The following is a 21862-nucleotide window of genomic DNA, read 5'->3' on the forward strand; positions in this document are numbered from 1 at the left end:
CCACTTACTTTTGTTTTTTCCTCATCTGTGCTCTTCAATGAAAAACCCCATTCAACTAACCATTAACGTTGTTTTGGCCCTGCTGGTGGCCGGGCTCTATTTTCTGCATTTCAACCAAAAGCCGGTGGCGCCGGCCATTGCCACCGATAAATCCACCGCCGTAGTGGCCTCGCCCGAGCTGAACACGGCCGACACCACGGCTGCCACCACCGAAGCTGCCGCCCCCGTAGCCGAAACCAGCGCGCCCGCTGCGGCTACCGCCGCCAGCAGCGAAGGCAAAATCGCCTACGTGGAGTCGAGCAAGATGCTGGATGGCTACCAAGGAATGAAAGACGCGCGGAAGTCCTTCGAGGCCAAGGCCCGCGGCTGGGAAAGCCAGAACCAGAAGCTGATTGCCAACTTCCGCACCGCCGTAGAAAACTACCAGAAGCAAGCCCAGGGCATGACCGCCGAGCAGCGCGCCGCCACCGAGCAGAAGCTGCAGGCCCAGCAGCAGGAGTCGGGCCAAGCCCAGCAGCGCATCCAGGCGCAGGCCCAGGAAGAAGAAGCCAAGCTGACCCAAACCGTGCTCGAAAGCGTGAACAAGAAGGTGGAAGCCTACGGCAAAGCCCACGGCTACAAGCTCATCCTCATTGCGGCCCCCAGCGGCACCATCGCCTACGGCCAGAAAGACCTCGACATTACGGCCCCGGTGCTGGCCTACCTGAACGCGGAATACCGCCGGAAGTGAGGCCGCTTAACGCCGGCAGGCAGCGGGAACCTGCTCGGCTGAAACCAAAGCATCTTAACTAACAGATGCTTTGGTTTCAGCCGAGCAGGTTTTTTTTCATCAAAAGCTCATTTTTCTGCTGATTAAAGCAACCCTGCTGGACGAAATTTGCTCACCAATAAAACTGCTTGGCGGCCGTTAGGCCGCTAGAGCTGGCTTTTCTCTCCTTTCCTTCTGCATGAAGCAATTTTTCCGCCTGGCCGCGCTGAGCAGCGCGGCGCTGCTAGCGGGCGCTACCGCCCACGCGCAGCAAACCAACCGATTCACCATCAGTGGCTACGTGCGCGACGGCGCCACCGGCGAAAGCCTGCCGGGCGTGGCCGTGGTGCACCCCGCCAGCGGCCAGGGCACCACCACCAATACCTTCGGCTTCTACTCGCTCACGCTGGCCGCCGGTGCCGACTCGGTAAAGCTGCTGGTGTCGGCGTTGGGCTACGAGCGGCAGCGGCTGGCCGAGAAGGCGGAACGCAGCTTCACCCACGATTTTCGGCTGAAGCCGGCCTCCGCTGAGTTGGAGGGCGTGGAGGTGGTGGGCAGCCGCGAAGAAAAAGTGGCCGAAAGCACCCGCATGGGCACCATCAACATTCCGGTGAGCCAGATAAAGCTGCTGCCCGCGCTGTTTGGCGAAACCGATGTGCTGAAGGCCCTGCAGCTGCTGCCCGGCGTGCAGGCCGGCGGCGAGGGCAGCAGCGGCCTCTACGTGCGCGGCGGCTCGCCCGACCAAAACCTGCTGCTGCTCGATGGCACGCCCATCTACAACGCCTCGCACTTGTTCGGCTTCTTCTCGGTGTTCAATGCCGACGCTATTAAGAACGTGGAGCTGATTAAGGGCGGGTTTCCGGCCCGCTACGGCGGGCGGCTGTCGTCGGTGGTCGACATCACCATGAAGGAGGGCAACATGCAGAAGCTGCACGGCGAGGGCGCCATCGGCCTCATTGCCTCGCGCTTCACGCTGGAAGGGCCCATCAAGAAGGACACGGCCTCGTTCATCTTCTCGGCCCGGCGCACCTACATCGACATTCTGGCCCGGCCGCTCATCATGGCCCAGGCCGACGGGCTGGTGGCCGGCTACTATTTCTACGACCTCAACGGCAAGCTGAACTGGAAGCTCGGCGCCCGCGACCGCCTCTACCTGAGCGGCTACCTGGGCTACGACGAGTTTTACGCCAACGACGAGAGCAAGCGCGACAACGGCGACACCTACAAGCAGCGCAACGCCCTGGGCTGGGGCAACCGCATTGCCGCCCTGCGCTGGAACCACGTGGTGAACGACCGGCTGTTCATGAACGCCCACCTCACCTTCACGCGCTACCAGTTCGATGTGGGCTCGACGCAGGAAAACCATTACCAGGACAACGGCCAGACCCGCGACGAGAAGTATAGCCTGAGCTACCTGTCGAATATTCAGGACGTGAGCGCGAAGGTCGATTTTGACTATGTGCCCAACCCCAGCCACTACATTCGCTTTGGTGGGCAGGCCATTCGGCACCAGTTCCGGCCCGGCGCTATGCAGAGCGAGGGCAATCCCGACCCCACCCAGAACCAGGCCGTGGGCCGCCGCATCGGGGCCAGCGAGGCCAGCCTCTACGCCGAAGACGACGTGAAGCTCAACGACCGCCTGAAGGTGAACGTGGGCCTGCGCCTGAACTCGTTTCTGGTAGAAAAAAAGCTGTACCCCAGCCTGGAGCCGCGCCTGGCCGCCCGTTTTCTGCTCACCGAAGACTGGGCACTAAAAGGCGCTTACGCCCGCACCACGCAGTACGTGCACCTGCTCACCAACAGCAGCATTGGCCTGCCCACCGACTTGTGGGTGCCCGCCACGGCCAAAACGTTGCCGCAGAAGGCGCAGCAGTTCAGCCTGGGCGCGGCCCGCACTGTGCGTTACAAGGGCGAGGACTTTGAGTTCAGCGTGGAAAGCTACTACAAGCCCATGCAGAACCTGATTGAGTTTCGCGAGGGCGCGGATTTCATCGGGACCACCGACGACAACTACGAATCTAAAATCACCAGCGGCCGGGGCTGGGCCTACGGCGCCGAGCTGTTTTTGCAGAAGAAAACCGGCAAAACCACCGGCTGGATAGGCTACACGCTGTCGTGGAGCAAGCGCCAGTTTGCGGCCCTGAACCAGGGGCAGACTTACCCCTACAAGTACGACCGGCGCCACGATTTCAAGTTGGTGGTCATTCACGAGTTCAGCCCCACGCTCACGCTCTCGGGCACGTTCGTGTACGGCTCCGGCAACGCCGTGACGCTGGCCCAGGGCCGCTACCAGCTGGGCCCCTACGACACCTACGACGATTACGGCTCGCGCAACAGCTACCGCATGGCCGCCTACCACCGCCTCGACCTCGACCTGAGCCACACCAAGAAAAAGCGCTGGGGCGAAGTCGTGAACAGCTTCAGCGTGTACAACCTCTACAACCGCAAAAACCCTTATTTCATCTATTTGGGCCGCGCCGAAGGCAGCCAGCAGCTGAGCTACCGCCAGGTGTCGTTGTTTCCCATTCTGCCCTCGTTCAGCAAAACGTTCCGGTTTTAAAGCAGCATCGGCTGTCATCCTTCCATGAAAAACCTCTCTGCCCTTGCGGCCCTGCTGCTAGCCGCCGCGGCGCTGGCCGGCTGCGAAACCAGCGCCGACCTGCCCGAGCCGCCGCACACGCCCCGGGTGTCGTTGTTCTACGTGCTCACGCCCACGCCGCAGGATTCGTCGTTTCTGGAGTTGTTTCAGCAGCGCCAGCTTTACGTGAGCAACAGCCAGCACGTGTTCAGCAACGACCGCCTCGTGGGCCGGGCCAATGCCACGGTGGAGCTGCGCGACGGCGCCGGCCGCGTGGTGGAGCGCTACCGGCCCGTGGGCAGTAATTATTCTTCAACCTACCGCAACGACCCGGGCTACTACCGCCCGGTGCTCGGTTTCCGGCCTCAGCCGGGCCAGCCCTACACGCTGCGGGCCTCCCTGCCGGGCCTCGAAACCGTCGAAAGCACCCAGACCTTGCCCACGGCGCCCACCATTGAAAGCGTCGCTTTTCAGAAGCGCGGGACCACCAACTACGGAAGCGCAACGGGCCGCCTCACCGTGACCGTGCGCGACGATGCCGGCGCCGATAATTACTACCTGGTGTTTGCCCGCGTCCTCAACGCGCAGGGCCAGCCCTTGCCCTACGGCGACCTGCAGACCGACGAGGACGACGACAGCGGCATCAGCATCGACCAGTTTCAGCTGTCGAATACCCAGCAGCAATACAACCTCGGGGCCTTCGGCATCCACCCCTACGCCGATACCAACCACGACGGCGAGCGCCTCACGCTCAATGCCGATGTGCGCTACAATACGGGCTGCTACTCGCCGGGCGCTTGCCCGCCGCCGGCCTTTGTCGAGGTCACGGTGAGCAGCCTCACGGCCGATGCCTACAACTTTTACCTCTCCAACCGCCGCTACTACGACGCTGACGGCAACCCCTTTGCCGAGCCGGCTCCGCTGGCCGGCAACGTGCGCCAGGGCTACGGCCTGTTTGGCGGCGCCACCAATGCCACCTATCGCGTGCAAATACCTTAACCGAACCATTAAACCCTGCCCGGCTGTTTTCGTCTAAAGCCTGTAAATTGTCTTCCATCATTCACTAGCGCGCTTCGGCGCACCATGTATTATGCGGACCAAGTCATTATTTCTCGCTTTTGGCCTGTGCCTGTTGCTGCTGAGCAGCCAGGCCGCGCAGGCCCAGGTTCGGGTCAATGTCGGCATTGGCTACCCGCCGCCCCGGGCCTACTACGGCCCCCGCTACTACCCGCCCCGGCCGCCGGTGGTGTACGCGGTGCCGCCGCCCCCGCCCGTGTACTATGCTCCCGGGCCGGTGTATTACGCCCCGCGCCCGGTTTACGTCGCTCCCCGGCCCTACGGCTACCGGGGCCGCGGCTGGGGCCACGGCCGCCGCTGGTAACACTGTTCGTTTTGCTCAAAGCCCCGCCCATTTCGGCGGGGCTTTTTGCTGCCCGTGGCGGTAGTGAGGGTGGGCAGCGGTGCCGAGCGTTAGCTTCGCGTCCTCTTCCCACCCTGTACTACATCGAGTTGAAAATTTCGCCTCCGCCGGCTAGCCGGGTGCTGCCGTTGGTGGTGGCCGCGCAATTCGCCTGCACTTCGCTCTGGTTTGCGGGAAATGCCGTGCTGCCCAGCCTGTTGCACGAGGCCCACCTGGCGGGCACGCCGCTCAGCACGGTGGTGTCGGCGGTGCAGTTTGGATTCATCGTGGGCACGCTGGTCTTTGCGCTGCTCGCGCTGGCCGACCGCATGTCGCCCTCTAAGCTGTTTTTGCTGTGTGCCATTGCCGGCAGCCTGTTCAACGCCGGCCTGCTGCTGCCGGGCCAGACCACGGCGTCGCTGCTGGGGCTACGGTTTGCAGTGGGGTTTTTTCTGGCCGGCATCTACCCCGTGGGCATGAAAATCGCCGCCGATTACGTGGAGGGCGGGCTGGGCCGCGCGTTGGGCTACTTGGTAGGGGCGCTGGTGCTGGGTACGGCCTTGCCGCACCTGCTGCGGCTGCTGGCCGCGGGCGAGGCCTGGCGCGGTGTGGTGCTGGGCACCTCGGGCCTGGCCCTGGCGGGTGGGCTGCTGCTGTGGTGGCGCGTGCCCGACGGCCCCTTTCGCCGCCCCGGCAGTCGGCTGCAGCCCGGCGCGGTCTGGCAGGTGTTGCGGAACAAGCCGTTTCGGGCGGCGGCGCTGGGCTACTTCGGGCACATGTGGGAGCTGTATACTTTTTGGGCGTTTGTGCCGCTGTGGCTGGCGGCGTATGCACAACGGCACCCCGGCAGTGCCCCGCTGGGGCCGGGCTGGGCGTTTGGCATCATTGCGGTGGGGGCGCCGGCCTGCGTGGCCGGCGGTTACCTGGCTCAACGCATTGGCAGCCGCCGCACGGCGCGGCTGGCGCTGGCCACTTCGGGTGCCTGCTGCCTGCTGAGCCCGCTGCTACTGGTGCTGCCCCTGTGGGCCTTTGGCGCCCTGATGGGCTTGTGGGGTATGGCCGTGGTAGCCGACTCGCCGCAGTTTTCAACGCTGGTGGCGCAGCAGGCGCCGGCCGCCACCAAGGGCACGGCCCTGACGCTGGTTACCTGCCTGGGGTTTGCGCTCACCATCGTGAGTTTGCAAGCGTTTGCGGCGCTGCACCCGCATCTGGACGCGCGCTATTGGTTCTGGGTGCTGGCGCCAGGGCCGCTGCTGGGCTTGTGGGCCACGCGCCAGGCAGATGCCCCCAGAATGCGGTAGTGCGCGGGCTTTTGCTTAATCTTGCTTTCCGAGCCAATTGGTTGGCCGAAGCATACTTTTTTATGAAACGCACTACCTTGTTTTTGGGCGCCATCCTCTCGCTGTTGGCGGCTGGCTGCAACCAGACGGCCCCCGTTACCTCGGCGCCCACCGCCACTCCCGAAACCGCAGCAACTCCCGCCGCCCAAGCCGATGCTGCTACTGCCACAGCCACCGCACCGCCCGCCGCCGCCGCTACCACAGCTGCGCCGGCCACTGCGCCCCAGCTAAAGGATGCCGAAACCCTCAAGCTGGCCTTCGCCTTCAAGCCCGCGCCCAACCCCGACGACCCCGCCCACCCGCGCACCAGCGCCCACCTGCTGCTGCAAGGCCGCAAGTCGCAGGACATCGACCTGGGCAAATTCGCCGGCAAGCCCGACGTGGTAGACGCCGCCAAGGCCAAGGCCGCCAACTTCCCGGCCGGCATGCTCATGGGCTTTCGCAGCTACCAGGCTGCCACGGGCACTAGCCAGGACTTAGCCGTGCTGAACGAGGACGGCCGGCACCTGCGCATCGTGCAGCGCAAGGTGGAAGAAACCGCCCCCGAAGCCGGCACTTTCGAGACGTCCCGCGAAATTCCGCTGCCCGGCAACACGATGGTGGTGGTAGCGCCTGCGAAAAGATAAGGCAAAATGCGTAGGTTAGGGCATGGAAAATTCCTCACTACTCGGCCCCATGAAGGGCGCCACGCGCCGCGAAGTCGGCGGCGTGCAGGTTGATGTCGTGCCCACCGGCAACGCCCGCGTGAAGCGCATTGTGTATCCGGTGGGCTTTCGCTGGTCGAAAAACCTGAAGGACATCGTGGGCACGCCACTCTGCACCCACGCGCATGTGGGCTTTCTGGCTAGCGGCCGGTTCAATATTCAGTACCCCGACGGTGTGGTGGAAGAGTTCGTAGCCCCGCAGGCCGTGGCCATCGCGCCCGGCCACGACGGCTGGGTGGTGGGGGAGGAGCCCGCCATTCTCATCGAGTTCGACTTTGAAGGCGAAACCGTAGAGCGCCTAGGCCTGCGCCGCGGCTAAGCCGACCGAACAAGTACCCCGAAGCTCCTGCTTCGGCTCGCGTCTGAATCGTTCAACGGGCCGAAGCAGGAGCTTCGGGGTACTCGGCCTTTCCTAAATCCGGGCAGGCGGTAGCTTTGACGGGCCAAAACCCAACAAATTCGCCCATGCCCACCGGCACCCTGCTGCTCATCGACGACGAAGCCATGCTGCGCCAGGCCGTGGCCCGCACCCTGGAGCTGGAAGGCTACACCGTGCATCAGGCCCCTGATGCCATGCGCGGCCTCGACCTGCTACGCCAGCACGCCGCCGAAATCCTCGTGGTGCTGAGCGACGTGAAGCTGCCCGACGGCCGCGGCCTCGACCTGCTGCCCCGCTACAAAACCCTCGCCCCCTTGGCCGAAGTGGTGCTGCTGACGGCCTACGGCACCATAGCCGACGGCGTGCGCGCCATGAAGGAAGGCGCCTTCGACTACCTCACCAAGGGCGATGCCGACGACCAGCTGGTGGTAGTGGTGGAGCGCGCCGCCGAAAAAGCCCGCTTGCAGCGCCGCGTAGCCGATTTGGAGAAGAAAGTGGGCGCCCAGTACAGCTTCGATTCGATGATTGGCCACGCGCCGGCCCTAGAGCAGGCCAAGCGCCTGGCCCAGCGCGCCGCCCCCACCGACAGCACCGTGCTGCTAGAGGGCCCCACCGGCGCGGGCAAGGAGCTGTTCGCCCAGGCCATTCACCAAGCCAGCGCGCGGCGCAGCAAGCCCTTTGTGGCCGTGAACTGCTCGGCCTTTCCGAAAGATTTGCTGGAATCGGAGTTGTTTGGCTACCGCAAAGGGGCCTTCACGGGGGCGCTGGCCGATAAGAAAGGCTTGTTGGAAGAAGCCAGCGGCGGCACCATTTTCCTGGATGAGATTGGCGAACTAGAACTGAACGTGCAGGCCAAGTTCCTGCGGGTGCTGGAGACGCAGCAGTTCACCAAGCTCGGCGACACCCGGCCCACCAGTGTGGACGTGCGCATCGTGGCCGCCACCAACCGCAACCTGCGCGAGGAGGCCGACGCCGGTAATTTTCGTCCCGACCTCTACTACCGCCTGGCCGTATTCATCGTCCCCGTGCCGGGCCTGAACGAGCGCCGAGCCGACGTGCCCGAGCTGGCCAATTACTTCCTGCAGTTCTTCGCCGCCAAGCTGCGCCGCCGCCTGCGCGGCCTGGAGCCCGAGGCCCTGGAGCAGCTCGTGTGCCACGACTGGCGCGGCAACGTGCGCGAGCTGAAGAACGTGCTCGAACGCGCCGCCATCCTCGCCGACGGCGACACGTTGACCGTGGACGACCTGCCGCCCGAGTTCCACCACCTGCCGCCCGCGCCCGGCCTCGACGAGGCCACCGACCGCAGCCTGCGCACGCTGGAGCAGCGCCAGATTCGGCAGGTGCTGCTCGACACCGGCGGCAACAAGATGGAGGCCGCCCGCCAGCTCGGCATCGGCACCAAAACGCTCTACCGCAAGATTCAGGAATACGGCTTGTAGCGCCGCTTTCCACCTGCTCAAACCGGGTTATTCTGACCGTCGCACCGGGTCAGAATGACCCGGTTTTCTGCGTTTGGGTCGGAATTAGATTTAGGAGATGTGAAAATTTAGATCTGATTATCAGTGCGGTAAAGGATTTTTGGGCGCATGGTAGCGCAGTTGGGCCCGGATTGGTAATGGGATTCGGGCAACCTCACAAAGTACCCGCTGATGCACCCGCTCCTGATGATTCCGCTGCTCACTGCCGCTGGCCTGGCCGGCTTCTGGCTCTTCTACAAATCGGTCGATTTTTTCGACCACCTCTAACCCCGCTTTGCCATGATGCTCACTCTGCTTTTCCTCTCCCTGGCCACATTCGGCTACCTGTGCTACGTGCTGCTGAAACCGGAGAAATTCTGATGTAAGGGACTGACACGGCCCCTACGATGCCCTCAATACACTTAATCATGAACAAAGAACTTCTCGGCCTCCTCGTCATCTTCGGCAGCACCATGCTGCTGGCGCTGCCGCTGGGCCGCTACCTGGCCACCGTGTACCGGGGCGATAAGAGCTGGACCGATTTCCTGGCGCCGCTGGAGCGGCTGCTGTTTCGGGCTGCTGGCATCGACGCCAACCGGGGCATGACCTGGCAGCAGCACCTGATGGCGCTACTCACCATCAACCTGGCCTGGTTCCTGTGGGCGATGGCGGTGTTTTGCCTGCAAGGCAGCCTGCCGCTCAACCCCGACCACAACCCGAGCATGACGCCCGACCAGGCCTTCAACACGGCCATTTCTTTTTTGGTGAACTGCAATTTGCAGCACTACTCGGGCGAGTCGGGCGCGACGTACTTCTCGCAGCTGTTTGCCATTACGTTCCTGCAATTTGTGACGGCGGCTACCGGCATGGCGGCCTGCGTGGTGGTGTTCAATGCCCTGAAAGAGGGCACTACGGAGAAGCTGGGCAACTTCTACAACTACTTCGTGAAGAGCATCACCCGCGTGCTGCTGCCCGTTGCCACGGTGGTGGCGTTGGTGCTGGTGTTCCAGGGCACGCCCATGAACTGGGGCGGCAAGGCCAGCCTCGTGACGGTGCAGGGCGACTCGGTGAGCGTAAGCCGGGGGCCGGCGGCGGCCATGATTGCCATCAAAGAACTGGGCACCAACGGCGGGGGATTTTTCGGGGCCAATTCGGCCCACCCGCTCGAAAACCCCACCTACCTGACTAATGCCGTCGAGAATTTTGCGCTGGTGCTTATTCCGCTGGCGATGGTGTTTGCCTTCGGCTACTACCTGAAGCGGCCCAAGCTCTCCTACATGGTGATGGGGGTGATGACGGTGGGCTTTCTCATGCTGCTGGCGCCCACGGTGTACTATGAAATGCACGGCAACCCCGCCATCGCGCAGATGGGCGCCGACCAGCGCCTGGGCGCGATGGAAGGCAAGGAGGTGCGCTTCGGCGCGGCGGCCTCGGCCTACTGGGGCATCACCAATACCGTCATTTCCTGCGGCTCAGTGAACTCCATGCACGACTCGCACATGCCCATCTCGGGCATGGCCGAGCTGCTGGGCATGATGACCAACGCCTTCTACGGCGGGGTGGGCGTGGGCTTTCTCAACTTCTTCGTGTTCGTCATCATCGCCGTGTTTATCTCGGGGCTGATGGTGGGGCGCACGCCGGAGTTGCTGGGCAAGAAGATTGAGGCGCGGGAGATGAAAATTGCCATCATCGTGGCCCTGCTGCACCCGCTGCTGATTCTGGCCGGCACGGCCCTGTCGGCCCACCTCTACGCTGGCAACCCCACCGAATACGTCGGCTGGTTGGCCAACCCCGGCTACCACGGCTTCTCGGAGATGCTGTATGAATTCACCTCCTCGGCCGCCAACAACGGCTCCGGCTTCGAGGGCCTGGGCGACAACACGCCCTGGTGGAACATCTCGACCGGCGTGGTGATGCTGCTGGCCCGCTACCTGCCCATCATCGGTCCGGTGGCCATTGCGGGGCTGCTGGCCCGCAAGAAGTATATTCCCGAAAGCGCCGGCACCCTGCGCGTCGACACGGCCACCTTCGGCGTGATGGTCTTCTTCGTGATTTGGATTATCGCGGCGCTGGCCTTCTTCCCCGCGTTGGCCCTGGGCCCGCTGGCCGAGCATTTCACGCTGTACTAAGCTGCCGTAGCGTGGACTCTGCGAGTCCGCGCCCGCCCGAACGACACCCCAACAATACCTGACCAGCGCTTGAAAACGCGGACTCGCAGAGTCCACGCTACACCGCTACGGCCTTTTCGCTGACACTTTCCATGGCAACTCCATCTCAATCCCTCTTTCAACCCGCGCTGGTCCGTGAGGCCGTCGGCCAGGCCTTCGTCAAGCTCGACCCGCGCACCATGTTTCGCAACCCGGTGATGTTCACCGTGGAAATCGGCACGGTGGTCATGTTTTTCGTCACCCTCGGCCTGCTCTTTAACCCCGATGCGGCGCAGGGCAGCTTCGGCTACAATTTTACCGTATTTGTGGTGCTGTTTCTGACCTTGCTGTTTGCCAACTTCGCCGAGGCCATTGCCGAGGCCCGCGGCAAGGCCCAGGCCGATTCGCTCCGCAAAACCCGGCAGGACACACCCGCCAACGTGCGCCTCGACAATGGGCAGATGCAACAGGTCAGCTCGGCCCGGTTACAAAAAGGGCAGATTTTCGTGGTCGAAGCCGGGGAGATTATTCCCACCGACGGCGAGATTATCGAAGGGCTGGCCACGATTGACGAGTCGGCCATTACCGGCGAGTCCGCGCCCGTGATTCGCGAAGCCGGCGGCGATAAGTCGTCGGTGACTGGGGGCACGAAGGTGCTCTCCGACCGTATTGTGGTGCAGGTGACCACGGCCCCCGGCGAGTCGTTTCTCGACAAGATGATTGCGCTGGTAGAAGGTGCTTCGCGTCAGAAAACACCCAACGAAATTGCCCTCACCATCCTGCTGGCGGGCTTCACGCTTGTGTTCGTGATTGTGTGCGTGACCTTGCAGCCTTTTGCCGAATACTCGAAGACGCCCATTGCGGTGGCCTCGTTCATTGCCCTGTTTGTGTGTTTGATTCCGACCACCATCGGCGGGCTGCTCTCGGCCATCGGCATCGCGGGCATGGACCGGGCGCTGCGGGCCAACGTCATCACCAAGAGCGGCAAAGCCGTGGAAACGGCCGGCGACGTGGACGTGCTGCTGCTCGACAAAACCGGCACCATCACCATCGGCAACCGCAAGGCCACGCACTTCTGGCCCGCGCCGGGCGTGGCCATGCCGGCGTTTATTGAGGCCGCCACCCTCAGCTCGCTCACCGATGAAACGCCCGAAGGCAAGAGCATTGTGGAGCTGGCCCGCGACAACAAGGTGGACCCGCAGCAGCTGCAAAGCCAACTGGCCGGGGCCGAGCTCATCAAGTTCACGGCCGAAACCCGGAGCAGCGGCGTGACGCTGGCCAGCGGCACCCGCCTGCGCAAGGGCGCAGCCGACGCCATGCGCCGCCTGGCCGAAGCCGCCGGCCAAGCCTACCCCAACGAGGTGGCCGAGCGGGTGCAAACCGTGGCCAAAAACGGCGGCACTCCGCTGGTGCTGAGCGAAAACGACCGGGTGCTGGGCGTGGTGGAGCTGCAGGACATCATCAAGCCCGGCATTCAGGAGCGGTTTGCGCGGCTGCGCAACATGGGCATCAAGACGGTGATGGTGACCGGCGACAACCCGCTCACGGCCAAATTCATCGCCGAAAAAGCCGGCGTCGACGACTTCATTGCCGAAGCCAAGCCGGAGGACAAGATGCAGTACATCCGGGCCGAGCAGCAGCAGGGCAAGCTGGTGGCCATGATGGGCGACGGCACCAACGACGCGCCCGCTCTGGCCCAGGCCGATGTGGGGGTGGCCATGAACTCGGGTACCCAGGCCGCCAAAGAAGCCGGCAACATGGTGGACCTCGACAACGACCCCACCAAACTCATCGAAGTAGTCGAAATCGGCAAGCAGCTGCTGATGACGCGCGGCACTTTGACGACGTTTTCGATTGCGAACGACGTGGCCAAGTACTTCGCCATTGTGCCGGCGCTGTTTATGGTGGCGATTCCGGCCCTGGGCGCGCTGAACGTGATGGGCCTGAAGTCGCCGCAGTCGGCCATCCTCTCGGCCGTCATTTTCAACGCCCTCATCATCCCGGCCCTGGTGCCGCTGGCGTTGAAAGGCGTGGCCTACAAGCCCGTCGGCGCCTCGGCCCTGCTGCGCCGCAACCTGCTGATTTATGGCCTGGGCGGGGTGGTGGTGCCCTTTATTGGGATTAAGATTTTGGACTTGGTGGTGGGGATGTTTTTGTAAAAGACTTCGGTAAAGCAAAAGTCCCGCGCAATGACGTAGCCCTCGCCGATAAGCAGCAGGTGGAAGGATGGTGTAACTGGTATGTCCTCACTGAGGCCGCCAATACTATAAGTTGACGCTCCATACTCCGTGCAAGTCGCGATGACATCTTTTGCAATTGTCACAGGGGCATCTTCCAATAACATTCCCGACCCATCAGTCAGGTTTTTGCGGAGCAGATTTTCGCTGCCTTCCCCTCTTCCAAATAACACGCAACGCCAATCACGCCACCCCTGAAAGCCGGCATGAATTCGCGCTTGAATCTTGAGAAAGAGTCCCTCCGGGTCTTGCGGCTTTGAATTGATATACACAGTAGCACTGCGGCTATTGTATTTCAGAAGCAATGGATGCTGTGAGTAACTGACAAACTCCCCTCGCATACCTGGCCTAAGACGTGCTTCTGCTTTCTCCAAATAATCGACGCGGTAATACTTCCCAAGTATTGTGAGAACCGCAAAAGTGGTTTGCGCTACCATGACGGTAACTACTTGATTATTTGAAATCGGGGCTTCGAGCATAAATCAAAATTACATCTGTAGCAACCCCATGAAAACCCAATTCCTTCCCGCCCTTCGCCTCACCTTAGTTATGCTGGTGCTGTGCTGCGGCCTGTACCCGGCCCTCATTACCGCCGCCGCGCAGCTTGCGCCGGGCCGCGGCGAGGGCGAACAAATCATGAAAAACGGCCGTGTGGTGGGCTTCACCAATGTGGGCCAGAAGTTTGACCGGCCCGAGTACTTCAACTCCCGCCCCTCGGCCGTCGACTACCACGCCGACGCTAGTGCCGGCTCGAACAAAGGCCCGAGCAACCCCGAGTACCTGGCCGCGGTGAAAGCGCGCCTCGACACCTTCCTGCTCGAAAACCCCGGTGTGCGTGCCGCCGACGTGCCCGCCGAACTCATCACCGCCAGCGGCTCGGGCCTCGACCCGCACCTGTCGCCGGCCGGGGCGCTGGTGCAGGTGCCCCGCGTGGCCCGCGCCCGTAAGCTGGATGCGGCCCGTGTGGAGGCATTGGTTCGGCAGCACCTCGAAGCCAACCCCATCGGCCCCGACCGCGTGAACGTGCTCCGGCTGAACCTGGCGCTGGATGCGCTGGCGGGCAAGTAATGGCCGAGGTTGACCCAGCGATATAGTGACTGTGCCCCAGTGGCGGACGTAACTTTTTTCTTACCCTTTTGGCCGCGCTCGGCGCCGGCCAACCCTCAATGAAAAACTTGCTAATTCCTGCGCTTGTGGCCTTAAGCACGAGCGCCACCCTGGCCCAAACCACGCCCACCACCGACCCGGCTTTGGCCGTGCCGCCCCCCGCCGCGCCTGCTTCGGCGGCTCCAGCGCCCGGCCCGCTCAGCACCTACGGCTTCGTGGATGCCTACTACGGTTACGACATCGACCATGCCAACGGCAACGAGCGGCAGTTCTTCCTCTACTCGCACGGTCGTCAGAACGAGTTCACCATCAACCAGGCCCTCATCGGCTTGCGCTACGACGATGGCCGGGTGCGTGGCGCGCTGGGCCTGCACGCGGGCACTTATGTGAGCGCCAACTACGCGGCCGAGGACCCCGTGCTCCGGCATGTGTACGAAGCTTCCGCGGGCTTCCGGCCCTTCGCCAAAGCCTGGCTGGACATGGGTGTTTTTGGCTCGCACATCGGGTTTGAGTCGGCCATTTCGAAGGATAACTGGACACTGACGCGCTCCATTATGGCCGAAAACTCGCCTTATTACGAAAGCGGGGCGCGCTTCACCTACGAAGTTGGGCCGAAGCTGACGCTGACCGGGCTGGTGCTCAACGGCTGGCAGAATATCCGCGAAACCAACCAGGCCAAAGCCCTCGGCACCCAGATTCAGTGGAAGCCGTCGGATAAGGTGCTCATCAACAGCAGCACGTTTTATGGCAACGAGCAGCCGCAGGACTCGCTCATTCGGCGGCGCTATTTCCACAATTTCTACATTACCTACGCCGCTTCGGAGCGCACCAATCTGGCGCTGGTGTTCGATGTGGGCAAGCAGCGCGGCCTCGGCCGGGAGAAGTACGACACCTGGCACACCGGAGCAGTTTTTATCAAGCAGCAGCTGGCTGACAAGCTCTCAACCACGCTGCGCGGCGAGTACTACTACGCCGAGCGGGGCGTCATCATCCGCAGCATCATGCCGCGGGCGCTGGACCAGAATTTTCGCGTGGCCGGCGGCTCACTCAACCTCGATTATTCACCAGCCAGCAACGTGGTGTTTCGGGTGGAAGGGCGGTATCTGAACGGGATGCGGGGCGTATTCGCCCGCGCCGACAACGCCGACAACCGCAGCTACGGCAACGTGACGACGAGCCTGGCGCTGTCGTTTTAAGGTTCAACCCCACCCCCTGCCCCTCCCCTCTGGGGGAGGGGGCTGAATATCATCCGTCAATTACCCTTCACTCATTATTCAGTATTCAATTCTTTACTTGGCTCCCCTCCCCCAGAGGGGAGGGGCCGGGGGTGGGGTTGAACGTCAGAACCCCATGCAGCCCGACCCCCGCGACCAATCCGCCGAGCGGTTCCTGCGCCTGGTGCAGGCCAAGCGGCGCGGCACGCTCAAGGTGTATCTGGGGCTGGCGGCCGGCGTGGGCAAAACCTTTCGCCTGCTGCAGGAAGCCCAAGAGCTGCGCCAACACGGCGTGGACGTGCTGCTCGGCTACATCGAGACGCACGGCCGCCCCGGCACTGTGGCCGAGCTACGGGACCTGCCGCTGCTGCCGCGCAAGCAGCTGTTTTACAAAGGCCGGGCGCTGGAGGAAATGGACCTGGAAGGCATCGTGCAGCGCCGCCCGCAGGTAGTGGTAGTGGATGAGCTGGCCCACTCCAACGTGCCCGGCTCGCGTCACGAAAAGCGCTGGCAGGATGTAGAATACCTCGTGGCCCAGGGCATTTCGGTGATTACGGCCGTGAACGTGCAGCACCTCGAAAGCCTGCACGACCAGGTGCTGCGCATCACCGGCACCGACGTGACCGAGCGCATCCCCGACCAGCTGCTTAAGCAGGCCGACGAGGTGGTGAACGTGGACCTGACCGTGGGCGAGCTGCGCGCCCGCCTGGAAGAGGGCAAAATCTACGACCCGGCCAAGGTGCCTACCGCGCTGGCCAACTTTTTCCAGGCCGAAAACCTGCTGCAGCTGCGGCGGCTGGCGGTGCGCGAAGTGGCCCAGCTGCTGAGCCGGCAGGTGGAATCCGAAGCCGGCGGCGCGCCCGCCGTGGCCGCGCCGCGCCGCAACGACGACCGCCTGCTGGCCTGCATCAATTCCAATGACGCCGCGGCCAAGGAAATCATCCGCAAAACCTCGCGGCTGGCCGACCGGTTTTCGGCTGCCGCCTGGTACGTGCTCTACGTGCAAACCGGCCGCGAAACCGCCGACCGCATCGGCCTGGCCACCCAGCGCCACCTGCTCAATAACCTGCAGCTGGCCACCGAGCTGGGCGCCCAGATTCTGCGGGTGAAGGACGACGACGTGGTGGGCGCCATCCGGCGGGTGGCGCAGGAGAAAAACGCCACCCTGCTGGTCTGCGGCATCACCCGTGAAAAAGGGTTGTGGGAGCAGCTGAGCCGGCGCGGCGTGACGGCGGATTTGCTCCGCGCTGTAGCGGATGATGGGTCAGACTTGGATGTGTATCTGGTGACGTATTGATTGTTCTGGCGCTTCACCCCCTCCCCCTCTCCCAAAGGAGAGGGGGAGCCTGGTAGTATTTAGTGTGAGTTTCACATGTCCGCGCTTTGCATAGAATGACCAAATATTCTTAATTAAATCGTCCACATGCGGACTCATAGAGTTCACACCACACAACCTGCGCCGCCTCGGCTCCCCCTCTCCTTTGGGAGAGGGGGCCGGGGGTGAGGCGCCCCGTCAGAACGAGAACTTAATCTCATGAACCTCAAAACCAAAATCACCACCGGCTTCCTGGCCATGCTGCTGCTGGTGCTCAGCATCGGGGGCTATGCGTACTACTCCCTGCGGCAACTCGACCGCAGCTCGCGCGATGTGCTCAAGGCCAACCTATACTCTATAGAGCTGGGCCAACGCATGCTCCGAAGCCTCGACCAGCTGGCGCGGCAGCCGCTGGCCGACACCGCCGGCACTGCCGCCTTCGCGGCGGCGCTGGCCGAGGAAGCCCGCAACGTGACCGAGCCCGGCGAGCAGCAGGTGGTGGACGACCTGCGCCGCCTCACCCAGCAGCTGCGGCAGCACCAGCAGCAGGCCCGGCGGGCGGTGGCGGCCGGACAGACCAGCCCGCTAGGCATCGAGGCCGAGCCGTATGAGTTGGGCGGCCTTACCTACCAGATGATGGCGCTGAATACCGACGCCCTGAACCGCAAAACCGAAGCCGCCAACCAGCGCGCCGACCAGGCCAACCGCAACCTGCTCCTGTTTGCCACCTTGGCCGTGCTGCTGGGCCTGGCCCTGGTGGCCAGCGTGCCCGAAGCCGCCGTGCAGCCCCTGCGCAAGCTCACCGCCGCCTTGGACCACGCCACCGAGCGCAACTTTTCGGCCAGCATTCCGCAGGAAAGCCACGACGAATTCGGGCAGGTGGCCCGCGCCTTCAACCGCATGCTGGGCCAGCTGCGCGAGTACCGCACTTCCACCGCCGCCGAGCTCATTACGGAGCGCAACCGCGCCGCCAGCATCGTGAACACCCTGGACGAAGGCCTGCTCTTGCTGGATGAAAACCGCACCATTCTGCTGGCCAACCCGGTGCTGTGCGAACTGCTGGGCCTGCCGGCCGAAAAGCTGCTGGGCCGCCCCGCTGCCACCGTGCGCCTCGAAAACGACCTGTTCCAGGCCATGCTCCGGCCGCTGGACGCGCCCAACCGCGAAGCCGCCGTGGCCGAAGCGCCGCTGCTGCACATCAGCCAGCGCGGCGAGGAGGCGTTTTATCAGCTGGCGGTGCAGGACTTGGTGTCCTTCAACGAAGCCACGGAGAAGACCGAGTTTGTGGGCCACATTCTCACGCTGCGCAACGTGTCCGATTTCAAAAAGCTCGACCAGGTGAAGTCGAACTTCCTGGCCACCGTAAGCCACGAGCTGAAAACGCCGCTTTCCAGCATCAACCTCAACACCAAGCTGCTGCAGGACGAGCGCCTGCCCGCCGACGAGCGCCAGCGCATCACCGGCTACATCCGCCAGGAAACCCAGCGCCTGCAGCGCATGGTGGCCGAGCTGCTTGACGTATCGCGCCTCGACGCGGGCGCCGGCATTCAGCTCGACGTGCAGCCCACCAACCTAGCCGACGTGGTGAGCTTCGCCACCGCCACCGTGCAGCCCCAGCTACACGACAAGCAGCTGCGCCTCGAATTTCACCAGCCCACGCGCCTGCCCGAGGTGCGGGCCGACGTGGAGAAAACAACCTGGGTACTCATCAACCTGCTGGCCAACGCCATCCGCTACTCGCCGGTGGGGGCGGCCCTCACGGTGCGGGTAGCGGTGGCCGGCGCCTTTGTGCGGGTGAGCGTGCAAGACCACGGCCCCGGCATCGCGCCCGAGCACCACGACAAAATTTTCCAACGCTTCGCCCAGCTGCCCGACAAAACCGGCTACCGCGGCGGCTCCGGCCTAGGCCTGAGCATTGCCCGCGAGTTCATCGCCACGCAGGGCGGCCGACTGTGGGTCGAAAGCGAGCTGGGCAGCGGCAGCACCTTCAGCTTCACGCTGCCAGTGGTGGGAGCGTAGCGTGGACTCTGCGAGTCCGCGCCTGTCTGCATTGTTCGCCCGGGCGCGGACTCGCAGAGTCCACGCTACTTCCTTCCCGGAATTTCCTGCAAGGTCCAGGTATTACCGTCGGGGTCTTTGAAGGCGGAGAACTTAATGCCGCCCATATCCTGAATTTCGCCCATAGCCACGCCCCGGCTGGCCAACTCAGCCCGGGCGGCGGCAATGTCGGCCACCACCAAATGCAGGCCGCGCAGCGAGCCGGCCGGCATGGCCAGGCCCGATAGCCCTTCGGCCAGCACGATGGAGCAGCCGGAGCCGGGCGGTGTGAGCTGCACCACGCGCACCGTGGCGCCGGGCCGCACGTCATGGTCGAGCCGGAAGCCGACTTGCGCGGTGTAGAATTGCTTGGCGCGGTCGATGTCGGCCACCGGCACCGGGATGAGTTCCAGTTTGAAGTCCATAAAAAACTAAGCGGTTGGCTGGTAGGTGAGTACCAGCACGCCCGTGCTGGTGGTGTGCGACGATTTTAACTTAAAGTTGGTGGGCGCTTCGGCAAACAGCCGCTTGCCGTGGCCCAGCACCACCGGAAACACCATCAGGTGGTACTCGTCAATCAGGCTGTGCTGGCGCAGGTATTCCACCAGCTGCGCGCTGCCGTAAATGAGCAGGTTCTGGCCGGGCTCTCGTTTGAGGCGGGCCACGGCGGCGGCTACGTTGCCCTCCAAAATTTGCGCATTCCATTCGGCCGTTTGCAGGGTGCGCGAGGCCACGTACTTGGGCAGGCTGTTCATGAGGTTGGCGCCGGGGGCGTCGGGCATGTTGGGCCAGGCGCCAGCAAAGGCCTCGTAGGTGACGCGGCCCAGCAGCAGGGCGTCGCAGGAAGCCATGAGCTCGCCCTGAAACTCGCCCAGCTCGTCGTTGAAATAGGGGGCAGTCCAGGCCGGGTTTTCCATCACGCCGTCCAGGGTGAGGTATTCGGCGGCAATTACCTTGCTCATGCCGTTTGGGCGCATGCCAGCTGAAACTTTTCCGCCGCAGCGGACTTGTCAAAATTGAACATCCACTCCGTGCCGAACCGGTCGATGAGCGTCCCAAACTTGCCGCCCCAGAACATATCGGCCAGGGGGTCGACGACGGTGCCGCCATCGCCCAGCGCCGTATAAAGCGTGTTGATTTCCTCCTCGCTGTCGCAGTTGAGGCACATGGCAATGTTGTTGCCGGGGGCGTACGGGCTGCGCGGGTCCAGGGCGTCGCAGGCCATGAGCACAAATTGGCCGGTCGTCAGGGTGCCGTGCATAATCATGTCCTGGGCTTCGGCGGGCATGTGCTCGGCCATGCCCGAGTCGCCAACGCGCATCAGCTTGAGCTCGCCGCCGATGCAGCTGTGGTAAAAGGAGAGGGCATCGCGGCAGGTGCCGTTGGGAAATGCGATGTGGGGGCTGAGAAGTGCCATGACGTTGGAAAGTTTGGGGGTTGGTGAATGGTTGAAGTTGAGAGAAGAAAAATGGAGTTGTGCCGCGCCGGACACGCTGATTACAGGGCCGCGGCCGGCGTCGCAAAAGCGGCTGCCGCTTCCGGGGCGGGCGCAAGAGTCCGGCTGGCGAGGTAGCGCTTCCACAGTGAGTAAATGCCGAACACTACCGCCAGCATCACCAGCGCCGGAAGCGTGCCCACCGCGCCCAGGCCGGCCAACGCCACCGATGCCGCCGCCCCAATGAAATCGATAACAAAGCCCGCAAAGGCCCATTCCTTGAGCGTGCGGTATTTGTTCTGGAGCAGGGCCAGCGCGCCCAGGATTTTGGCCGCGCCGGTGATGTCCATGAGGTAGACTGGCAAGCCGAGCGCCTTCATTCCGGCCACGCCGTTTTGCTCGTGCAGCAGGCCGGCCACGCCGTCGGCCAGCATCAGGAGGCTGAAGAGGATGGTGAGCGTCCAATAAAGGCGGGCGGTGGTGCGGGGTGTCATGGCGAAAGTTTTTGGGGTGAAAAAGGCGGGGTTGGCGACAAATATGCTAAAAATTTGATTGTCTAACTGGTTTAGCAAAGGTATTAGCAAAAGCCAGGCGCGCAAGGGGGTAATTGTGCCCAAATGCGGGGTTGAATGCGGCAGCCTGTTGCCTACATTTGAGCCATGAAGCACGTTTCTATTCTGGTGCCGGCCGGCGAGGCGGTGGTGGGCAGCATTGAGGGGCCGCACAAGGTGCTGAGCCAGGTAAATGACTTTTTGGCCAGCGCGGGACAAGACCCGGCCTTCCAGATTGAACTGGTGGGCCTCACCCGGCACAAGACCTTCAACCAGGGCCTGTTCACGCTGCACGCCCACCGCACCATCGACGAAGACTTTCGCACCGACCTCATTATTATCCCGGCCCCGCACGGCGACCTGGCGGAGGCCGTGGCCCTAAACGCGCCCTTCGTGCCCTGGATACGGCAGCAGCACGCCGCCGGCGCCGAGGTGGCCAGCCTGTGCCTGGGCGCGTTCATCCTGGCCGCCACGGGCCTCGTCGATGGCCGCAAGTGCGCCACCCACTGGCTGGCCACCCAGCAGTTTGCGGCCATGTACCCCGCGGTGCACCTCGTGCCCGAGCAGGTCATCACCGACGAGCAGGGCCTCTACAGCAGCGGCGGGGCCTATTCCTACCTCAACCTGGTGCTCTACCTCATCGAGAAATACGTGAGCCGTGACCTGGCCGTGTGCTGCGCCAAAGTGTTTCAGATTGATTTCGGCCGCCGCAGTCAGTCGCCCTTCGTCATCTTCCAGGGCCAGAAAGACCACGCCGATGAACCCGTGAAAAAGACCCAGGAATTCATCGAGCAGCACTTTGCCGATAAAATGTCCATCGACGAGCTGGCGGCCCAGGCCTGCCTGAGCCGCCGCAACTTCGAGCGCCGCTTCAAAAAAGCCACCACCAACACCGTGGCCGAATACATCCAGCGCGTTAAGATTGAAGCCGCCAAAATCAGCCTGGAGTCCTCCCGCGAGAACGTGAACCAGGTGATGTACTCGGTGGGCTATTCCGACACCAAGGCCTTCCGCTCGCTGTTTAAGCGCCTCACGGGTGTGTCGCCGTTGGCCTACCGCGAGCGGTACAGGCGCAAGGCGCCCGCGCTGGCGGCGTAGCGGGTTTTATAAACACGATTCGGCCCCCGGCAGCGCAGTGCAAGGCACTGCGTTGTCGGGGGCCGAATCACATGCGGCGGTGGGCCTCGTCGCTAAGCCCACCGCTTGGATTGAAG

The 21862-nt window shown here is 63.4% G+C and carries 21 protein-coding genes; 16 read left to right on the forward strand and 5 right to left on the reverse strand.

Annotation, left to right across the window (positions count from 1 at the left end; all coding sequences use genetic code 11):
- Window positions 1–37 precede the first annotated feature (37 nt).
- The 11 genes from MTP16_RS10660 to kdpB all read left to right on the forward strand — a co-directional run bounded on the left by MTP16_RS10660 (window position 38) and on the right by kdpB (window position 12911).
- Entirely contained in the window at window positions 38–730 is a 693-nt protein-coding gene (locus tag MTP16_RS10660; protein WP_243519539.1) for an OmpH family outer membrane protein, read from the forward strand.
- A gap of 217 nt (window positions 731–947) precedes the next feature.
- On the forward strand, window positions 948–3308 hold the full coding sequence (locus MTP16_RS10665) for a TonB-dependent receptor (RefSeq protein ID WP_243519541.1): 2361 nt from the start codon (window positions 948–950) through the stop codon (window positions 3306–3308).
- Window positions 3309–3332: 24 nt separating this feature from the next.
- The gene (locus tag MTP16_RS10670) at window positions 3333–4325 is read left to right on the forward strand and encodes a DUF4249 domain-containing protein (RefSeq protein WP_243519543.1); all 993 of its coding nucleotides are present in this window, start codon (window positions 3333–3335) and stop codon (window positions 4323–4325) included.
- 91 nt (window positions 4326–4416) lie between these two features.
- Window positions 4417–4707 (forward strand): hypothetical protein, encoded by a 291-nt coding sequence (locus MTP16_RS10675; protein ID WP_243519545.1) that lies wholly within the window; start codon window positions 4417–4419, stop codon window positions 4705–4707.
- A gap of 128 nt (window positions 4708–4835) precedes the next feature.
- A complete protein-coding gene (locus MTP16_RS10680; protein ID WP_317244104.1) occupies window positions 4836–6026 on the forward strand; it encodes an MFS transporter in 1191 nt (396 codons plus the stop codon).
- 62 nt (window positions 6027–6088) lie between these two features.
- Complete coding sequence (locus tag MTP16_RS10685) at window positions 6089–6691, forward strand: hypothetical protein (protein WP_243519547.1); 603 nt, start codon at window positions 6089–6091, stop codon at window positions 6689–6691.
- A gap of 22 nt (window positions 6692–6713) precedes the next feature.
- Window positions 6714–7088 carry a cupin domain-containing protein gene (locus MTP16_RS10690; protein ID WP_243519549.1) on the forward strand — a complete coding sequence of 125 codons (375 nt, stop codon included), beginning with the start codon at window positions 6714–6716 and terminating at the stop codon, window positions 7086–7088.
- 146 nt (window positions 7089–7234) lie between these two features.
- Window positions 7235–8587 carry a sigma-54-dependent transcriptional regulator gene (locus MTP16_RS10695; RefSeq protein ID WP_243519551.1) on the forward strand — a complete coding sequence of 451 codons (1353 nt, stop codon included), beginning with the start codon at window positions 7235–7237 and terminating at the stop codon, window positions 8585–8587.
- 321 nt (window positions 8588–8908) lie between these two features.
- On the forward strand, window positions 8909–8986 hold the full coding sequence (kdpF, locus tag MTP16_RS26090) for a K(+)-transporting ATPase subunit F (RefSeq protein ID WP_380286268.1): 78 nt from the start codon (window positions 8909–8911) through the stop codon (window positions 8984–8986).
- Window positions 8987–9033: 47 nt separating this feature from the next.
- Window positions 9034–10734: a potassium-transporting ATPase subunit KdpA gene (gene kdpA / locus MTP16_RS10700; protein ID WP_243519553.1), complete on the forward strand. Its 1701-nt coding sequence runs from the start codon at window positions 9034–9036 to the stop codon at window positions 10732–10734.
- Between the two features lie 131 nt (window positions 10735–10865).
- The gene (gene kdpB, locus MTP16_RS10705) at window positions 10866–12911 is read left to right on the forward strand and encodes a potassium-transporting ATPase subunit KdpB (RefSeq protein ID WP_243519555.1); all 2046 of its coding nucleotides are present in this window, start codon (window positions 10866–10868) and stop codon (window positions 12909–12911) included.
- On the opposite strand, the gene MTP16_RS10710 is transcribed toward kdpB, so the two are convergent.
- On the reverse strand, window positions 12836–13468 hold the full coding sequence (locus tag MTP16_RS10710) for a hypothetical protein (protein WP_243519557.1): 633 nt from the start codon (window positions 13466–13468) through the stop codon (window positions 12836–12838). The two genes, kdpB and MTP16_RS10710, sit on opposite strands and share 76 nt — an antisense overlap.
- Window positions 13469–13496: 28 nt before the next feature.
- On the opposite strand from MTP16_RS10710, the gene kdpC reads away from it, so the two are divergent.
- From kdpC to MTP16_RS10730, 4 genes are all read left to right on the forward strand, one after another.
- Entirely contained in the window at window positions 13497–14057 is a 561-nt protein-coding gene (kdpC, locus tag MTP16_RS10715; RefSeq protein WP_243519558.1) for a potassium-transporting ATPase subunit KdpC, read from the forward strand.
- Between the two features lie 125 nt (window positions 14058–14182).
- Entirely contained in the window at window positions 14183–15292 is a 1110-nt protein-coding gene (locus MTP16_RS10720) for a porin (protein WP_243519560.1), read from the forward strand.
- A 154-nt stretch (window positions 15293–15446) separates the two neighbouring features.
- A complete protein-coding gene (locus tag MTP16_RS10725; protein ID WP_243519562.1) occupies window positions 15447–16607 on the forward strand; it encodes a sensor protein KdpD in 1161 nt (386 codons plus the stop codon).
- Window positions 16608–16844: 237 nt separating this feature from the next.
- Window positions 16845–18644 carry a HAMP domain-containing sensor histidine kinase gene (locus MTP16_RS10730; protein WP_243519564.1) on the forward strand — a complete coding sequence of 600 codons (1800 nt, stop codon included), beginning with the start codon at window positions 16845–16847 and terminating at the stop codon, window positions 18642–18644.
- Between the two features lie 65 nt (window positions 18645–18709).
- On the opposite strand, the gene MTP16_RS10735 is transcribed toward MTP16_RS10730, so the two are convergent.
- From MTP16_RS10735 to MTP16_RS10750, 4 genes are all read right to left on the reverse strand, one after another.
- On the reverse strand, window positions 18710–19087 hold the full coding sequence (locus MTP16_RS10735) for a VOC family protein (protein ID WP_243519566.1): 378 nt from the start codon (window positions 19085–19087) through the stop codon (window positions 18710–18712).
- Between the two features lie 6 nt (window positions 19088–19093).
- The gene (locus tag MTP16_RS10740; RefSeq protein ID WP_243519569.1) at window positions 19094–19624 is read right to left on the reverse strand and encodes a dihydrofolate reductase family protein; all 531 of its coding nucleotides are present in this window, start codon (window positions 19622–19624) and stop codon (window positions 19094–19096) included.
- Entirely contained in the window at window positions 19621–20079 is a 459-nt protein-coding gene (locus MTP16_RS10745; RefSeq protein WP_243519571.1) for a VOC family protein, read from the reverse strand. The genes MTP16_RS10740 and MTP16_RS10745 overlap by 4 nt, the downstream gene beginning before the upstream one ends.
- A gap of 80 nt (window positions 20080–20159) precedes the next feature.
- Window positions 20160–20591 (reverse strand): DoxX family protein, encoded by a 432-nt coding sequence (locus MTP16_RS10750; RefSeq protein ID WP_243519573.1) that lies wholly within the window; start codon window positions 20589–20591, stop codon window positions 20160–20162.
- A 165-nt stretch (window positions 20592–20756) separates the two neighbouring features.
- Here MTP16_RS10750 and MTP16_RS10755 point away from each other — a divergent pair, with 165 nt between their 5' ends.
- Complete coding sequence (locus tag MTP16_RS10755; protein ID WP_243519575.1) at window positions 20757–21746, forward strand: GlxA family transcriptional regulator; 990 nt, start codon at window positions 20757–20759, stop codon at window positions 21744–21746.
- The last annotated feature ends 116 nt before the right edge of the window (window positions 21747–21862 follow it).

Source organism: Hymenobacter monticola (assembly GCF_022811645.1).
In the GTDB taxonomy this organism is placed as follows: Bacteria; Bacteroidota; Bacteroidia; order Cytophagales; family Hymenobacteraceae; genus Hymenobacter; species Hymenobacter monticola.

Coding starts and splice junctions, on each gene's coding strand:
- MTP16_RS10660 (WP_243519539.1), top strand. CDS start 38: ATGAAAAACCCCATTCAACTAACCATTAACGTTGTTTTGGCCCTGCTG.
- MTP16_RS10665 (WP_243519541.1), top strand. CDS start 948: ATGAAGCAATTTTTCCGCCTGGCCGCGCTGAGCAGCGCGGCGCTGCTA.
- MTP16_RS10670 (WP_243519543.1), top strand. CDS start 3,333: ATGAAAAACCTCTCTGCCCTTGCGGCCCTGCTGCTAGCCGCCGCGGCG.
- MTP16_RS10675 (WP_243519545.1), top strand. CDS start 4,417: ATGCGGACCAAGTCATTATTTCTCGCTTTTGGCCTGTGCCTGTTGCTG.
- MTP16_RS10685 (WP_243519547.1), top strand. CDS start 6,089: ATGAAACGCACTACCTTGTTTTTGGGCGCCATCCTCTCGCTGTTGGCG.
- MTP16_RS10690 (WP_243519549.1), top strand. CDS start 6,714: ATGGAAAATTCCTCACTACTCGGCCCCATGAAGGGCGCCACGCGCCGC.
- MTP16_RS10695 (WP_243519551.1), top strand. CDS start 7,235: ATGCCCACCGGCACCCTGCTGCTCATCGACGACGAAGCCATGCTGCGC.
- kdpF (WP_380286268.1), top strand. CDS start 8,909: ATGCTCACTCTGCTTTTCCTCTCCCTGGCCACATTCGGCTACCTGTGC.
- kdpA (WP_243519553.1), top strand. CDS start 9,034: ATGAACAAAGAACTTCTCGGCCTCCTCGTCATCTTCGGCAGCACCATG.
- kdpB (WP_243519555.1), top strand. CDS start 10,866: ATGGCAACTCCATCTCAATCCCTCTTTCAACCCGCGCTGGTCCGTGAG.
- MTP16_RS10710 (WP_243519557.1), bottom strand. CDS start 13,468: ATGCTCGAAGCCCCGATTTCAAATAATCAAGTAGTTACCGTCATGGTA.
- kdpC (WP_243519558.1), top strand. CDS start 13,497: ATGAAAACCCAATTCCTTCCCGCCCTTCGCCTCACCTTAGTTATGCTG.
- MTP16_RS10725 (WP_243519562.1), top strand. CDS start 15,447: ATGCAGCCCGACCCCCGCGACCAATCCGCCGAGCGGTTCCTGCGCCTG.
- MTP16_RS10730 (WP_243519564.1), top strand. CDS start 16,845: ATGAACCTCAAAACCAAAATCACCACCGGCTTCCTGGCCATGCTGCTG.
- MTP16_RS10735 (WP_243519566.1), bottom strand. CDS start 19,087: ATGGACTTCAAACTGGAACTCATCCCGGTGCCGGTGGCCGACATCGAC.
- MTP16_RS10740 (WP_243519569.1), bottom strand. CDS start 19,624: ATGAGCAAGGTAATTGCCGCCGAATACCTCACCCTGGACGGCGTGATG.
- MTP16_RS10745 (WP_243519571.1), bottom strand. CDS start 20,079: ATGGCACTTCTCAGCCCCCACATCGCATTTCCCAACGGCACCTGCCGC.
- MTP16_RS10750 (WP_243519573.1), bottom strand. CDS start 20,591: ATGACACCCCGCACCACCGCCCGCCTTTATTGGACGCTCACCATCCTC.
- MTP16_RS10755 (WP_243519575.1), top strand. CDS start 20,757: ATGAAGCACGTTTCTATTCTGGTGCCGGCCGGCGAGGCGGTGGTGGGC.